At 62.7% G+C, this 14,317-nt stretch carries 14 protein-coding genes; 11 read left to right on the forward strand and 3 right to left on the reverse strand.

Annotated features, from left to right (window positions below):
- Positions 1–167: 167 nt before the first annotated feature.
- A complete protein-coding gene (locus BBX50_RS22525; RefSeq protein WP_065777550.1) occupies positions 168–1,352 on the reverse strand; it encodes a CaiB/BaiF CoA-transferase family protein in 1,185 nt (394 codons plus the stop codon).
- An 11-nt stretch (positions 1,353–1,363) separates the two neighbouring features.
- Complete coding sequence (locus BBX50_RS22530) at positions 1,364–2,551, reverse strand: acyl-CoA dehydrogenase (protein WP_065777551.1); 1,188 nt, start codon at positions 2,549–2,551, stop codon at positions 1,364–1,366.
- A gap of 238 nt (positions 2,552–2,789) precedes the next feature.
- Between BBX50_RS22530 and BBX50_RS22535 the strand changes: the two genes are divergently transcribed.
- The 3 genes from BBX50_RS22535 (at position 2,790) to BBX50_RS22545 (ending at position 5,473) form a co-directional block, all read left to right on the forward strand.
- A complete protein-coding gene (locus BBX50_RS22535; RefSeq protein WP_065777552.1) occupies positions 2,790–3,740 on the forward strand; it encodes a LysR family transcriptional regulator in 951 nt (316 codons plus the stop codon).
- A gap of 98 nt (positions 3,741–3,838) precedes the next feature.
- Positions 3,839–4,966 (forward strand): FAD-binding oxidoreductase, encoded by a 1,128-nt coding sequence (locus tag BBX50_RS22540; RefSeq protein ID WP_065777553.1) that lies wholly within the window; start codon positions 3,839–3,841, stop codon positions 4,964–4,966.
- Between the two features lie 123 nt (positions 4,967–5,089).
- Positions 5,090–5,473, forward strand: a complete 384-nt coding sequence (locus tag BBX50_RS22545) for a YciI family protein (RefSeq protein ID WP_065777554.1) — start codon at positions 5,090–5,092, stop codon at positions 5,471–5,473.
- A 114-nt stretch (positions 5,474–5,587) separates the two neighbouring features.
- Here BBX50_RS22545 and BBX50_RS22550 read toward each other — a convergent pair whose 3' ends face one another.
- Positions 5,588–6,076 carry a RidA family protein gene (locus BBX50_RS22550; protein ID WP_065777555.1) on the reverse strand — a complete coding sequence of 163 codons (489 nt, stop codon included), beginning with the start codon at positions 6,074–6,076 and terminating at the stop codon, positions 5,588–5,590.
- 182 nt (positions 6,077–6,258) lie between these two features.
- Between BBX50_RS22550 and BBX50_RS22555 the strand changes: the two genes are divergently transcribed.
- The 8 genes from BBX50_RS22555 (at position 6,259) to phnN (ending at position 14,215) form a co-directional block, all read left to right on the forward strand.
- Positions 6,259–6,954: a TetR/AcrR family transcriptional regulator C-terminal domain-containing protein gene (locus BBX50_RS22555; RefSeq protein ID WP_065777590.1), complete on the forward strand. Its 696-nt coding sequence runs from the start codon at positions 6,259–6,261 to the stop codon at positions 6,952–6,954.
- A 272-nt stretch (positions 6,955–7,226) separates the two neighbouring features.
- Positions 7,227–8,069 (forward strand): phosphonate ABC transporter ATP-binding protein, encoded by an 843-nt coding sequence (gene phnC / locus BBX50_RS22560; protein ID WP_065777556.1) that lies wholly within the window; start codon positions 7,227–7,229, stop codon positions 8,067–8,069.
- A gap of 86 nt (positions 8,070–8,155) precedes the next feature.
- Positions 8,156–9,061 (forward strand): phosphonate ABC transporter substrate-binding protein, encoded by a 906-nt coding sequence (gene phnD / locus BBX50_RS22565; RefSeq protein ID WP_065777557.1) that lies wholly within the window; start codon positions 8,156–8,158, stop codon positions 9,059–9,061.
- Between the two features lie 106 nt (positions 9,062–9,167).
- A complete protein-coding gene (gene phnE, locus BBX50_RS22570; protein WP_065777558.1) occupies positions 9,168–10,130 on the forward strand; it encodes a phosphonate ABC transporter, permease protein PhnE in 963 nt (320 codons plus the stop codon).
- Between the two features lie 9 nt (positions 10,131–10,139).
- Positions 10,140–11,657 carry a phosphonate ABC transporter, permease protein PhnE gene (gene phnE / locus BBX50_RS22575; RefSeq protein ID WP_065777591.1) on the forward strand — a complete coding sequence of 506 codons (1,518 nt, stop codon included), beginning with the start codon at positions 10,140–10,142 and terminating at the stop codon, positions 11,655–11,657.
- A gap of 128 nt (positions 11,658–11,785) precedes the next feature.
- Positions 11,786–12,493: a DUF1045 domain-containing protein gene (locus tag BBX50_RS22580; protein ID WP_065777592.1), complete on the forward strand. Its 708-nt coding sequence runs from the start codon at positions 11,786–11,788 to the stop codon at positions 12,491–12,493.
- A 1-nt stretch (position 12,494) separates the two neighbouring features.
- Positions 12,495–13,634 carry an alpha-D-ribose 1-methylphosphonate 5-triphosphate diphosphatase gene (locus BBX50_RS22585; RefSeq protein WP_065777559.1) on the forward strand — a complete coding sequence of 380 codons (1,140 nt, stop codon included), beginning with the start codon at positions 12,495–12,497 and terminating at the stop codon, positions 13,632–13,634.
- The gene (phnN, locus tag BBX50_RS22590; RefSeq protein WP_065777560.1) at positions 13,631–14,215 is read left to right on the forward strand and encodes a phosphonate metabolism protein/1,5-bisphosphokinase (PRPP-forming) PhnN; all 585 of its coding nucleotides are present in this window, start codon (positions 13,631–13,633) and stop codon (positions 14,213–14,215) included. The genes BBX50_RS22585 and phnN overlap by 4 nt, the downstream gene beginning before the upstream one ends.
- Positions 14,216–14,317 lie beyond the last annotated feature (102 nt).

The raw sequence follows: 14,317 nt of genomic DNA on the forward strand, positions 1-14,317 counted from the left end.
GACAAAGCTTCCGACTTTGCCGACCTCTTTAACCGTAGCTACTAACCTATAGCAAAACCGCTTCTAGCGGTTCAAGCGCAGCGTTTCAAACCTCCACCTCTGGTGGAGGTCATGACTTTGTTTCTTCAGCGATGCCTTAACAAACGGCTCCGGAACTTCCCGTTGCGTTAGCCTGTCTTCGGGACGTGCATCCCGATCTCGGCCAGAACCTCGGCCGTGTGTTCTCCGAGCCGCGGCACGCCGCGTTCGAGTGCGAGCTCGGCGTCAGAAAAGCGGATCGGTGTCCGAACCCCGGGGGATGTGCCGGTGGCAGCGCCCAAATGCGGCGTATCCACACGCATCTGCCGATGCGCGATCTGCGGATCGGCAAAGACGTCGGCGACAGTGTTGATCGGACCGCCGGGCACGCCGGCATCTTCCAGCAACGTCAACAGCACGTCGCGTTTAATTTTCGCGGTTTCGGCAGTAAGCTCTGGCGTCAGTGTGTCCCGGTTCTGCACCCGCAACGCGTTGGTCAGATAACGCTCGTCGGCTGCGAGATCGGCTCTCCCGAGCAATGTGCAGAACTTCACGAACTGCCGATCATTGCCGACAGCAACGATCAGATGCCCGTCGGCGGTCGGGAAAACCTGGTAGGGCGCAATGTTTGGATGGGCGTTGCCGAGGCGGCGCGGAGCCTTGCCGGAGACGAGAAAGTTCAGCGCCTGGTTGGCGAGAACCCCGGTCATGCAGTCGAGCAAAGCCATGTCGATCTGCTGCCCCTCGCCGGTGCGCTCGCGCTGGGCAAGTGCTGCCTGGACGGCAATCACGCCGTAAAGACCGGTGAAGATGTCGGCGAACGCGACGCCGATCTTCTGCGGCTCGCGATCGGGCTCGCCGGTCAGGTCCATGATGCCGCTCATGCCCTGGACGATGTAATCGTAGCCGGCGCGATGGGCATAGGGTCCATCCTGGCCGAAACCGGTGACGGAGCAATAGATTAGCCGCGGATTGATCTTCTTCAGGCTCTCATAGTCGAGCCCGTATTTGGTGAGCCCGCCGACCTTGAAGTTTTCGAGCAGCACGTCCGATTGCGCCGCAAGCCGGCGCACGGCCTCCTGCCCCTCCTTAGTGGTGAAGTCGAGCACGACCGAGCGCTTGCCGCGGTTGCAGGCGTGGAAATAGGCAGCGTCGAGCTTCTCCCCATCCTCGCCCGCGACGAAGGGCGGGCCCCAGGTCCGGGTGTCGTCACCGGCCAGGCTTTCGACCTTGATGACATCGGCACCGAGATCGGCCAGCGTCTGGCCGATCCAGGGGCCCGCGAGGATGCGGGCGAGTTCGAGCACGCGAATGCCCTTCAGCGGCGCTTCCATGATCACACCGCTCAGAAGAAGGCCTGCAGGCCGGTCTGGGCGCGACCGAGGATCAGCGCGTGAACGTCGTGCGTGCCTTCATAGGTGTTGACGGTTTCGAGGTTCACCATGTGGCGCATGACCTGGTATTCCTCGGAAATGCCGTTGCCGCCGTGCATGTCGCGGGCCATACGGGCAATGTCGAGCGCCTTGCCGCAATTGTTGCGCTTGACGAGCGAGATCATCTCAGGCGCCATGCGACCTTCGTCCATCAGGCGGCCGACACGAAGCGAGCCCTGCAGGCCGAGCGTTATTTCCGTCTGCATGTCGGCAAGCTTCTTCTGGAACAGCTGCGTCTGGGCGAGCGGCCGGTTGAACTGCTTGCGGTCGAGGCCGTATTGGCGCGCCGCGTGCCAGCAGAATTCGGCAGCGCCAAGCGCGCCCCAGGAAATGCCGTAGCGAGCGCGGTTGAGGCAGCCGAACGGGCCCTTCAGGCCCTCGACATTCGGCAACAGCGCCTCTTCGCTGACTTCGACATTGTTCATGACGATTTCGCCGGTGATCGAGGCGCGCAGAGACAGTTTGCCTGCAATCTTCGGGGCGGTGAGCCCCTTCATGCCCTTTTCGAGCACGAAGCCGCGAATGGCGCCGCCATGGGCTTCCGACTTTGCCCAGACGACAAAGACATCAGCGAGCGGCGCGTTGGAGATCCACATCTTCGAGCCGATTAGGCGGTAGCCGTTTTCGGTCTTGACAGCGCGGGTCGTCATGCCGGCCGGGTCGGAGCCGGCGTCTGGCTCGGTCAGGCCGAAGCAGCCGATCCATTCGCCGCTGATCAGCTTCGGCAGATACTTCTGCTTCTGCTCTTCCGAGCCATAGGCATAGATCGGATAGATCACCAGCGACGACTGCACGCTCATCATCGAGCGGTAGCCGGAATCGACACGCTCGACTTCGCGGGCAACGAGGCCGTAGGCCACGTAGGAGGCGCCGACGCCGCCATAGGTTTCGGATACGGTCACGCCGAGCAAGCCGAGCTCGCCCATTTCGCGGAAGATCTCCGGATCGGTCGATTCTTCGCGATAGGCGGCGATGACGCGCGGCTGCAGCCGCTCTTGCGCATAGGCCCGCGCGGTGTCGCGGATCATGCGCTCGTCCTCGGTCAGCTGATCGTCGAGGAGGAACGGATCATCCCATTGAAATTGCGTCTTGCCGGCCATGTTTCTCTCCCATCGATATGTCGGCTCACGTTATTGCAAGGGGTGCATGCGGTTTCAAACGAAATTGAGGCACCGCCTCATGCGCCCAGGGAATGGACCTCCGGTTTCGTCTCGGCGCGCATGTTGCAAATTTGCTGAAATATGACGACAAGTTCAGAGGGTTCTGCGGCCGCCTGCCAGCCAGTCTTGAGCGAAAGGCCGAGTCCAACGCCAGAAGTAGACCAGCAAGCCCGCTCCCATGGCCAATGACCGCCTCGAACGCTTCGCCCATAATCTCGATTGGAACCTGTTGCGCACCTTCGTCGTGCTCGTCGAGGAGGGCAGCATCACGGCCGCTGCCAACCGGCTTCTCCTGCAGCAGCCGGCCGTCAGCATGGCCTTGAAGCGACTGGAACAGACCGTTGGCCAAAAGCTCATCGACCGACGCCCCGGACGCTTCAACCTGACCGACGCCGGCACGCGCCTTCATGCCCAGTGCCGCGATATCTTCGCGGCCGTCATCCGGTTGCCGAACGTGCTTGAAACCGCCGGCGAGGAGATCACCGGCCATCTCAACATCCACTCGGTCAGCCATGCGCATAATTCTGCCTGGGACCGGAAGCTCGAAAGCTTCTTCCGTCTGCACCCGAAGGTGACGCTGTCGGTGACTGTAGCCACCACCGTCGACGTGCTGAGCGCGGTCGAGCGCAACATCGCCACGATCGGCCTTTGCGACGGCAACATACCCGATTGGCTCACCAAGCATTTTCACGTGCGCGAACGGTATGCCCTCTACTGCGGCCGAAGCCATCCGCTCTTCGGTGTCGAGGGCGTCGATTTCAACGACCTCAGGGGCAATCCCTATATCGCCTTCATCGCCGATGTGCTCGGCGGCCAGCACATGAACTCGGTGACCGCGGTTCGTGCGCTCGGCTCCTTCGGCCAGCAGGTCCGTGCCGTCTCCTGCAATGTCGAAGAGGTGATGCGATTGATCGCATCCAACGTCGGCATCGGCATGCTGCCCGATCATCTGGCGGCCCCGGCGGTTGCGGTCGGCCAGCTCTGGCAACTGCCGCCCTATTTCGACCTGCCGACCACCGATGTTTTCCGGATTTCCAACCCGAACGCGATCCTCAATCCGGCCGAGGCCGCTTTCCTGGCCCATGTCGCCGACACCGAACCGCTGGACCATTGCCTCGACGGGCAATAATAGGTCATCATCAGAATTGATAGTCGCCTTTCCCGTTATAAATTTGAGCATGGATACCGGCTTGCCTATGGTCCTGCCAACAGCAAGCGGGGTGGGACATGCGCGACTACGATGTGGCAATCATTGGCGGTGGAATAGCAGGCCTGTCGCTCGCCTATTTCCTGGCGCCGCACCGCTCCGTCATCGTGGTCGAACGGGAGGAAGGGCTCGGCTACCATAGCACCGGCCGTTCGGCGGCGGAATTCGTGCTGCGCTACAACGCGCCGGAAGTCTGCGCGCTGGCGGCGATCTCCAAGAGCTTCTTCGACAACCCGCCGGAGGGTTTCTCCGAAGTCGCGCTGCTCAAGCAGCGCGGCGGCGTCATGATCGCCAATGCTGAGAAGGTGACGCGCTTCGAAGAAGTCTTCGCCGAGGAAGCTCGCGCCAATCCCGAACTGCATCGATTGACCATCGACGAAGCGATCGCCCGCGTGCCGATCCTGAGGCGCGACTATGTTGCGGCCGCCTACTATGACCCGCACTTCTGGGACATCGAAGTCGAGAACCTGCTGCAAGGTTACGTGCGCGGCGCCCGCCGCCACGGCGCCGTCATCGTCGAGCGCAGCAACGTGCTGGCGCCGCGCCGCGAAGACGACCGTTGGGTGCTCACGACGGCTGCCGGTGACATCCGCGCCAGAACCATCGTCAATGCCGCGGGCGGCTGGGCCGATCCGGTTGCCGAACTTTTCGGCGTTGCCCCCGTCGGCATCGTGCCGCACCGTCGCACGGCGATCACCGTCGATCTCCCCGATGGCATCGACGCCATGACCTTGCCGGAAATCAACGAGATCGACGAGGACTTCTATATGAAGCCCGAGGGCGGGCGGCTGCTTTCATCGCCTGCCGACGCAACACCGTGCGATCCGGCCGATGTGCAACCCGAAGAAATCGACGTCGCCTGGGCAGCCCATTACATTGAGGAGGCAACGACCGTTTCGGTGCGCCGCATCTTCAAGAGCTGGGCAGGCATGCGAAGCTTCGCGCCGGACAGGCTGCCGGTCATCGGCTTTGCCCGCGAGCGACCAGACTTTTTCTGGCTCGCCGGCCAGGGCGGCTACGGCATCCTGACCTCACCCGCGCTCGGCGCGCTGGCTGCCAGCCTTCTGGTCGGCGCAGCGGCACCGGATAGCTTCGAAGCGGCCGGCCTCGATCCCTCGAAGTTCAGCCCTGTGCGTCTGGAAGCCTAGTCAGCTCGTAGCCCGCGCAGCGGCCAGGCGGCCGGAATCGGTTGCTCCGGCGGTTAAGGAAGCACGCGACCCGATTGAAGCGATCGGCGAAACCTGACAGGAATACGTCCGGGAGGACGGTTCATGTATTACGCGATCTTGGCTTATCATACCGCAGGCGTGGTCGAATCCTGGAGCGAGGAGGAGGACGCGGCGCTGATGTCCGAGCTTCTCCAGGTTCATGATCGTTTCGTCCGACAGAAGGTCTTTGGCCCGGCCGCGCGCCTTGGGCCCACCGAAGGCGCGGTCACCCTCAGGGGCAAGGGCGAGGGTATCGTCACTGACGGGCCGTTCGCTGAGACCAAGGAGCAACTGCTCGGCCTTTACGTCGTGGACTTTCCGACGATCGACGCGGCAATCGAAGCGGCGCGCGCGCTGCGCCGCACCAATCCGACGGCAATTTACGAGATCCGGCCGATTGCGCTTTATGTTCCGGGAGCGTCCTTGGGACCCGGAACAGAGAGCTAGACAACCCGCGGCGGCAAAGCGCCGCGGGCTCGCTGGATTTCCGCGACAGATCGGCGGGGCCGCCTGCAAAGGCCGTGGCGTGCCCATCGCGTGATCGCGCCGCGACACTGCCTCTTAGTCGATGACAGCGACGGCTTCGACCTCGAACAACATGCCGTCGACCGCCAGCTTAGGCACGGGGATCAGTGTCTGCGCCGGCAGCGCGTCACCGAACATTTCCTTGACGGTCGTGGTCAGGACTCCAAGCTTCGCCATGTCGTGATCGACCACGAAGACCGTGAGCTTGGCCACCTGGTCCCGCCTTGCGCCGAGCCCGTCCAGGGCCGCGGCCAGATTGGCATAGGCCTGCTTGACTTGGACGGCGAAGTCAGGTGACAGGCCCCCGGTGCTGTCCTGTCCGCCCTGCCCGGAGATATAGGCCAGTCGGGCTTCGCGCGGCACGATCACGGCCGTGCTGTAGCCATTCGGCGTCGGATCGTAGAGGTTTCGCGGATTGACGATGGTCAGCTTGAGATCATTCTCATTCGCCGTCGTCTTTGTGGGAACGCCCATGGTCATGATGATTAGCCCTCCGATAAGCAGATGCTTGATTGCGTGTGACATAGTTTCCTCTTGGCATTGAGGACGACGAGCCATGAGCCCGTGGCCGGCCGGTGAACAACGTCGTGGGTGACTCGTACACTGTACGATCTATTCGCATCGTACAGTGTACGAGTCAATTGCTCAAGATCGAGATTTATCGCATTGTCAGCCAGATTCGGCGCTTTGATCAGCAAGGACTACGGATGGCAGTCAAACCTAGCAGCGAGCGGAGCAAGCAGCCTCGGCGGAAAAAAGCGCCGCTGCAGTCCAAGCATGAGCTGCGCAGTGACGCGCCTCTCTCGTTGGATCGTATCGTGGCGACGGCGGTAGAACTCCTCGACGCCGAAGGGATCGAGGGATTGACCATGCGCCGGCTCGCGGCCCGGCTAGAGGCTGGCGCCATGAGCCTGTACTGGCACGTCGGCAACAAGGAGGAGGTCTTCGATCTGGCACTCGACCAGGTACTGGAATATCGCCGCCCCTTACAAAACAGCGCGCCTGAAGACTGGCGCAAGGAACTTGTCCACATGCTCGAAGACTGGCGCGCCAGCATGCTGCGTCATCCCTGGTCGGCATCCTTGTTGCCGCGCAGGGCGCTCGGCCCGAACATCCTCGGCCGGCTGGAACTGCTCAGCGAGACGTTGTCCCGGGCCGGTGTAGCGGACGAAGACCTCAACGTCGCGATATGGTCGCTCTGGAACTTCGTGATCGGCGCGACTATCACCCGGGCGAACTTTGATCGATCGGATGAGGACAGGGCGGCCGCGCAGCAACGCCTTACACATCTGGCCGAAAGCTACCCGACGATCGGACGCTCCCGTCTGCTTCTGGATAGCGATTGGGACGGAACCTTCCGGAAAGGCCTCGACGTTCTGCTCGACGGCCTCTCGACGCGATGAGAACGGTGGTTTAGCCCGCAACTCTCGCGACACTCCCGGCCAGGCGACGATCGCAAACCGGAGACATTCGGCGTCGGAAGATAGAGCGCCTCCCCAGAAGGCGGCCAATCGTCCATCCGTTCGCGCGACAGCATTCACTTTTGGTTAACCCAGTCCACCCGGCTGTGAACTGTAACAGAACTTACAACAAACTGACATTTCGCTTTCATGAAGCGCCGATATGGCAGGTGTCATACCGATGACCGGTCTCCCCTGGAGAGGACCTGCTAGACATGTTTCAGTTGAAGAACGTAACCCGCCAGTTCGGCAAGAAGACAGCCGTGAGTTCGGTTACCTTCGACATTCCACAGGGGCAGATGGTCGGCGTGATCGGCCGCTCCGGCGCCGGCAAGTCGACGCTTTTGCGCATGATCAACCGCCTCGTCGATCTGTCGTCGGGCTCGATCGCCTATGACGGTGCTGAAGTTTCGTCGCTGCGCGGCGCGGCACTGCGCACCTGGCAGCGCGACTGCGCCATGATCTTCCAGCAGTTCAACCTGGTGCCGCGCCTCGACGTGCTGACCAACGTGCTGCTCGGCCGCCTCAACCACCGTTCGACGGTGCTCAGCATCCTCAACATGTTCACCCGCGAAGAGCGCATCATGGCGATCGGCGCTCTCGAGCGTCTCGGCATCGAACAGTCAGCGCTTCAGCCGGCGGGCACGCTTTCGGGCGGCCAGCAGCAGCGCGTCGCGATCGCCCGCGCCCTGATGCAGCAGCCGAAGGTGTTGCTCGCCGACGAGCCGATTGCCTCGCTCGACCCGCTGAACGCCAAGATCGTCATGGATGCGCTACGCGACATCAACGAACGCGACGGCATCACCGTCATCACCAACCTCCACACGCTCGATACCGCGCGCAACTATTGCGAACGCATCATCGGCATGGCGCACGGACGCGTCGTCTTCGATGGCCAGCCCAGGGATCTGACGGCGGCAGCGGTTGCCGAGATCTACGGCGCCGATACAGGCATCGAGGAATCGATGACCTCCACCAGCATCAACATTCCGGCGGCCGTACCGCAGGAAGAAACGGCATCGGCCGGCCTCAAGCCGCTGGCACTGGCCGGCATCTGACGCCCGCCAGGATCGAAAGCCCGCGTCAAGGGCACCTCTTTGAAACCGAATAGGATCCGGCCAAGCCGGACACACGGGAGAACCTTATGCTGAAGAAAGCTCTTCTGAGCGCCGTCGCGCTCCTCGCCCTCGTCGGCCACGCCCAGGCTGAAGACCTGAAGGAATTCCGCATCGGCATCCTCGGCGGCGAAAACGAAGCCGACCGCCTGCGCAACTTCCAGTGCCTCGTCGACAAGCTGCCGGCAGCTATCGGCGTCGAAAAGGTCTCGCTGTTCCCGGCCGCCGACTATGACGGCGTTATCCAGGGCCTGCTCGGCGGCACGCTCGACTACGCCGAACTCGGCGCTTCCGGCTATGCCAAGATTTACCTCGCCAAGGCCGACGCCGTCGAGCCGATCCTGACGACCGTCCAGACCGACGGCTCGACCGGCTACCACTCGATCATGGTCGCCCGCAAGGATTCCGGCATCACCAAGCTCGAAGACCTGAAGGGCAAGAAGCTCGGCTTCGCCGATCCGGACTCGACCTCGGGCTACCTCGTTCCGCTCGTCACCCTGCCGGAAGCGATCGGCGCCCCGGTCAAGGAATTCTTCGCTGAAACCGGCTTCGGCGGCGGTCACGAAAACCTCGTTCTCGAAGTCGTCAAGGGCACCTTCGATGCCGGCACGACGTTCGGCTCGGGCGTTGGCGAATTCAAGGACGGCTACACCTCGGGCAACCTGAAGAAGATGGTCGACAAGGGCATCCTCGACATGAACGACCTCGTCGAGCTCTGGAAGTCGCCGCTGATCCCGAACGGCCCGATCGTCGTCCGCACCTCGATGAACGACGACATGAAGGCGAAGTTCAAGCAGTTCATGGTCGACCTGCCGAAGACCGACGCTGCCTGCTTCTCCGCTATTCAGGGCGGTGATTTCACCGGCTACACGGAAGTCAACTCCGACTTCTACAAGCCGATCATCGACGCCCGCAAGGCAACGATCGGCGGCTGATTGACCGCTTCACCCGGGAACGCTGGCCGCCCAAACGGCCAGCGTTTCATCGTTTGAACGGGTGCCTTTCGCTCTTTCCCAGAGGCCGGCTCAAGCCGGAACATTCATGGCAACTTCCATGCTCCCACGGCACCTGAGCGACAACGGCGCGCTCGTCGAGCGCCATTGGCAGGAACTCAATTCCCGCCGCCGGCTCTATTCCTGGCTCGGCTTTGGCGTCCTGTTCCTGGCGCTTTCCGGTTCGCTCTGGTTCGCCAACGGTTCCAACGCCGGCAAGTTCTTCGATCGCCTGCCGCATTTCTTCGACTTCGTCGGCGATCTCGCACCGCGCGACGGCATGGAAATCTTCCGCGCCATGTTCGACCTGCCCTCGCCCTATGACGACGGCAGCTTCAAGTACAACTACCCCGAAGGCCGGCTCTACCTGACCGAGAACTTCTACATCCCCGAATACGTGCACAAGATGCTGGAGACCGTGAACATCGCGATCTTCTCAACCGTCATCGGCACGGCACTCGGCTTCGTGCTCTGCTTCCTCGCTGCGCGCAACCTGATGCCCAATCCGTGGATCCGCGGTGCCGTCCGCCGCATCATGGAAATTCTTCGTGCGTTCCCTGAGGTGGTGATCGCCGGTTTCTTCCTGGCCATCCTGTCGCTCGGCCCCATTCCCGCGATCGCCGCGGTCTCGATCCACACGATCGGCGCGCTCGGCAAGCTGTTCTACGAAGTGGTCGAGAACGCCGACATGAAACCGGACGAAGGCCTGCGTGCCGCCGGCGGCAACTGGATCGAGCGGGTCTGGTTCGGCATGGTGCCGCAGGTTCTGCCCAACTTCACCAGCTATTTCCTGCTGCGTCTCGAAATCAACGTGCGCGCCTCAACCATCATCGGCGCTGTCGGCGGCGGCGGCATCGGCGAATTGCTGCGCCTGTCGATCGGCCAGGGCCATCAGGCAAAGACCCTTGCGATCGTCATCCTGCTTTTCGCGACCATTTTCGCCGTCGACCAGTTTTCCGCCTGGCTTCGCCGCCGCCTTGTGGGCGAGCAGGCCTTCCAGCTTGCCCAATAGGTGCGCACCATGACCACGACCACACGATTGAGCCCGATGGAAATGGACGCGATCGCCTCCCGCCATCCGGAACTACTGCAATCCTCCGCTTCCAAGCGCCTGCGCGCGGCAGCGATCACCGGTGGCGTCGTTGCCTACCTCGTTTTCAGCTGGTGGTTCTTCTCGATCGGCCAGGTTCTCGGTAACGCCAACTGGGGCATTGCCGGGACCTATCTCGCCGATTGGGTGTCCTATGAGGTTCGCCCGGAAATCCACGTCGCACCTGACCGGACGATGAGCCTCACCTACCAGCGCAATTCGCCGCTCGGCCGCAACCCCAACCCGGATTGGGTGGAGCTCGACAGGGAAACGGTGACGCGCCAGGTCGATATTCCGGCGTCGACCACCCAGACCGCCAAACCGAAGGCGAGTTCGTCCTTTAGCTTCATGACGCCAGGCTCCGCACTTGGCGGCGGCGCGATGGCCGAGGCGGAAAGCCGCGTAGAAACGCGAACGGAAGAGGTCCTGACGCGGGTGGCCGTCACCTATGACCGCTCGACCAGGATCGAGATCGCCGATGGCCTGGTGAAGGCGACGCACGGCGGCGATACCCTGGTCATGGCCGTTGACGGCGCAGACACCGTGACACCACAGGGCGTGCTGCCCGCATGGGCGACGCAGAAGCGGCCCGGCGAAAAGATCGTGCTTGCTTTCGGCGCGACCGGCTGGGCGGAAGTCGAGGGCGACGAAGTCTCCGTTCGCAACCGCTTCTTCGGCTGGGCGAATTTCCTCTTCGACACCAACTCGCCCTTCTTCGGCAAGAGCTATGGCGAGGTCGCCTCGCTTATCGTCTCCGGCGAGCGCATCGATCCCACCCGCTCGAACCTCTCGCTTGCCTGGAACAACATCCTCTACAATGCCGAGTGGCAGCATCTCGACGTCTGGACGAAGCTGCTGCAGACCGTCGTCATGGCCTTCGTCGGCACGCTGTTTGCGTCGTTGATCGCCTTCCCGCTCTGCTTCCTTGCCGCCCGCAACATTACGCCGAGCTTCCTGACCAATCAGCTGGTCAAGCGCTTCTTCGATTTCCTGAGGTCGGTCGACATGTTCATCTGGGCGCTGTTCTTCACCCGCGCCTTCGGTCCGGGACCGCTGGCCGGCATCTCGGCGATCTTCTTCACCGACACCGGCACGCTCGGAAAGCTCTACTCCGAAGCGCTGGAAAACATCGACGACAAGCAGCGCGAGGGGGTGAAGTCAGTGGGTGCCGCACCGCTTGCCGTGCAGCGCTTCGGCGTCTTGCCCCAGGTTCTGCCGGTCTTTGCCAGCCAGGCGCTTTATTTCTGGGAATCGAATACCCGCTCGGCGACGATCATCGGCGCAGTCGGCGCGGGCGGCATCGGCCTCAAACTGTGGGAAGCGATGCGCACCAATTCCGATTGGGAAAATGTTGCCTACATGGTGTTTCTGATCTTGCTGGTTGTCTTTATTTTCGACAGCATCTCGAACGCGTGCCGGTCGCGCCTGATGGGGCGCAGGGCACATTGACGACAGGCGTGCACATTGCGCGTCCGCCATCATGATGTTGTCATGGAAATCGGCTAGCTGCGCATCGCATCCCGCAAACAATCGACCCGCCGCCCCGGCGGGCCGGTCGCTACAAGAAAGTGAAGACCGTGCGTTATGCAATTTATTTCGCGCCGCCGGCGGACGACCGGCTGTCGCAGGTCGCCTCCCGTTGGCTGGGCCGTGACGCCTTTTCCGGCCAGAACCTCGAGCCTGCGCCGATCGCAGGTATCGACAAGGGGCTGCAGCACGCACTGACCGCCGATCCGCGACGCTACGGCTTCCATGGCACCCTGAAAGCTCCGTTCGAGCTGGCCGAAGGCCGGAGCGAGGACGAGCTTCTCAGCATCTTCGAGTGCTTCGCCGCAGACCTCGATCCGTTCGAAATCCCCGAGATCGTTCTGCACCAGCTCGGCCCGTTCTTTGCCCTGGTGCCGTCCGATCCGTCGGCTGACCTGCAGGATCTGGCAGAAGACGCCGTTCACCGCTTCGACCCGTTCCGTGCACCGCTGTCCGACGCCGATCTTGCCCGCCGCAAGCCCGAAACCCTGCCGGATCGCCAGCGGCGATACCTGAGGGAATGGGGCTATCCCTATGTGTTCGAAGAATTTCAGTTCCATCTGACCCTGACAGGCCCGGTGCCCGCCGAGACGAGCGGCATCATGCGCTCGGCACTCGAAACCACTTTCGCCGAGCACATCGGCAAACCGCTTCACGTCACGTCAGTCGCGCTCTTCGTCGAACCGGAGCGCGGCGCGCCCTTTACTGTCCGCTCCCTGCTGCCGCTTGGCAGCGACACCCAACGAAAGATTGCATGAGATGAGCAAAGAACAGGTTTTGACCAACGCCCGCATCGTTCTCGAGGATAGCATCCTCGACGGCTCGGTGCTGATCCGCGACGGCAAGATTGCCGATATTTCCGAGGGCACGGTTGCGGGCGGCGAGGATTTCGAAGGCGACTATCTGATCCCCGGCCTCATCGAACTGCACACCGACCACCTGGAAGCCCACTATTCGCCGCGCCCGGGCGTGCGCTGGCTGAAGATCGCGGCGATCCAGGCGCATGATGCGCAGGTTGTGACGTCGGGCATCACCACGGTCTTCGACTGCCTGCGGCTCGGCTCCGACGAGGATGGCGGCTTCCAGAAGGGCGAGATGCGCAGCATGGCCGATGCCCTGGCGCAGGCCAAGGAGGAAGGCCGGCTGCGCGCCGACCACCTGATCCACCTGCGCTGCGAGGTATCCACCTCCGACGTTCTCGATCACTATGAGGACTTCCAGAACGATCCGCAGGTCAAGCTCGTCTCGCTGATGGACCATGCTCCAGGTCAGCGTCAGTTCCAGACGATGGACCAGTACACGCTCTACTACAAATCCAAGCGCGGGCTCTCCGACGCAGAGTTCGCCCGCTTCGTCGAGCGCCAACAGGCACTCTCTGCAAAATATGCCGGCCCGCACCGCACCGCGCTGGCTGAGTCCTGCGCCGCCCGCGGCATCACCATTGCCAGCCACGACGATGCGACGGTAGACCATGTCGAAGAATCGATCGGCTTCGGCATCAAGCTTGCCGAGTTCCCGACGAGCTTCGAGGCTGCGGAAGCCTCGCATCGCGCGGGCCTGAGCGTGCTCATGGGCGCGCCGAACATCGTGCGCGGCAAGTCGCACTCCGGCAACATCGCTGCCCGTGATCTGGCGGAGCGGGGCGTCCTCGACGTGCTGTCATCGGACTACGTGCCCTTCAGCCTGATCCACGCGCCCTTCGTCCTTTCCGATGAACTCGAATCGATCGATCTGCCGAAGGCAATTTCGATGGTAACGGCAACCCCAGCCCGCACCGTCGGCCTCGATGATCGCGGCCGCATCGCAATCGGTCTGCGCGCCGACATCGCCCGTGTTTACCGCAAGCAAGGCATTCCGGTCGTGCGCTCCGTCTGGCGCGAAGGACGGCGTGTCGCATGAGCGCGAGCGAACAGGGAGGTGCGCTCGTCGTCGTCGTGGGCCCAAGCGGCGCCGGCAAGGATAGCGTCATGGGCTTTGCCGCCCGGCATTTTGCCGATTGTCACGACGTGCATTTTGTCAGGCGCGTCATCACGCGCCCGTCGGATGCCGGCAGCGAGGTGCATGAAAGCGTCTCGGAAGATGAATTCGTCGATATGCAGAAGAGCGGTGCCTTCGCCGTCTTCTGGGACGCGCATGGCCTGAAATACGGCATCCCCTCCACGGTGCTCCAGAATGTCAGGAACGGCATGACGGCGATCGTCAATGGCAGCCGCGGTGCTCTCCCGGCCTTCCGTGAGGCCTTCGGCGAAATTGCCGTCGTCGTCGTCACGGCCGAGACGCCGGTGCTCGCAAAGCGGCTCGCCGAGCGCGGACGCGAGAGCGAGGAAGAAGTCTTGCGGCGGCTCAGTCGCCAGGCTCCCGACGTTACCTCTGGTCCCGGTGTCAGCGTCATCGACAATAGCGGCAGGCTCGACGTCGCCGGCAGCCGCTTCGTTGATCTGGTCGAGGGCCTGCGCGTCAAGGCGGATCACGCCGCCTGACGACCGCCGGAAGCAGATCGCATTCGGCTTGCTCTGCCGCTCGGCGAACACATAGTTGACTTCGCGCTGACAATTGAAAGCCCCGAAACCGTGCGTCCGGGG

Source organism: Ensifer sp. LC11 (assembly GCF_001695835.1).
Taxonomy (GTDB): domain Bacteria; phylum Pseudomonadota; class Alphaproteobacteria; order Rhizobiales; family Rhizobiaceae; genus Ensifer.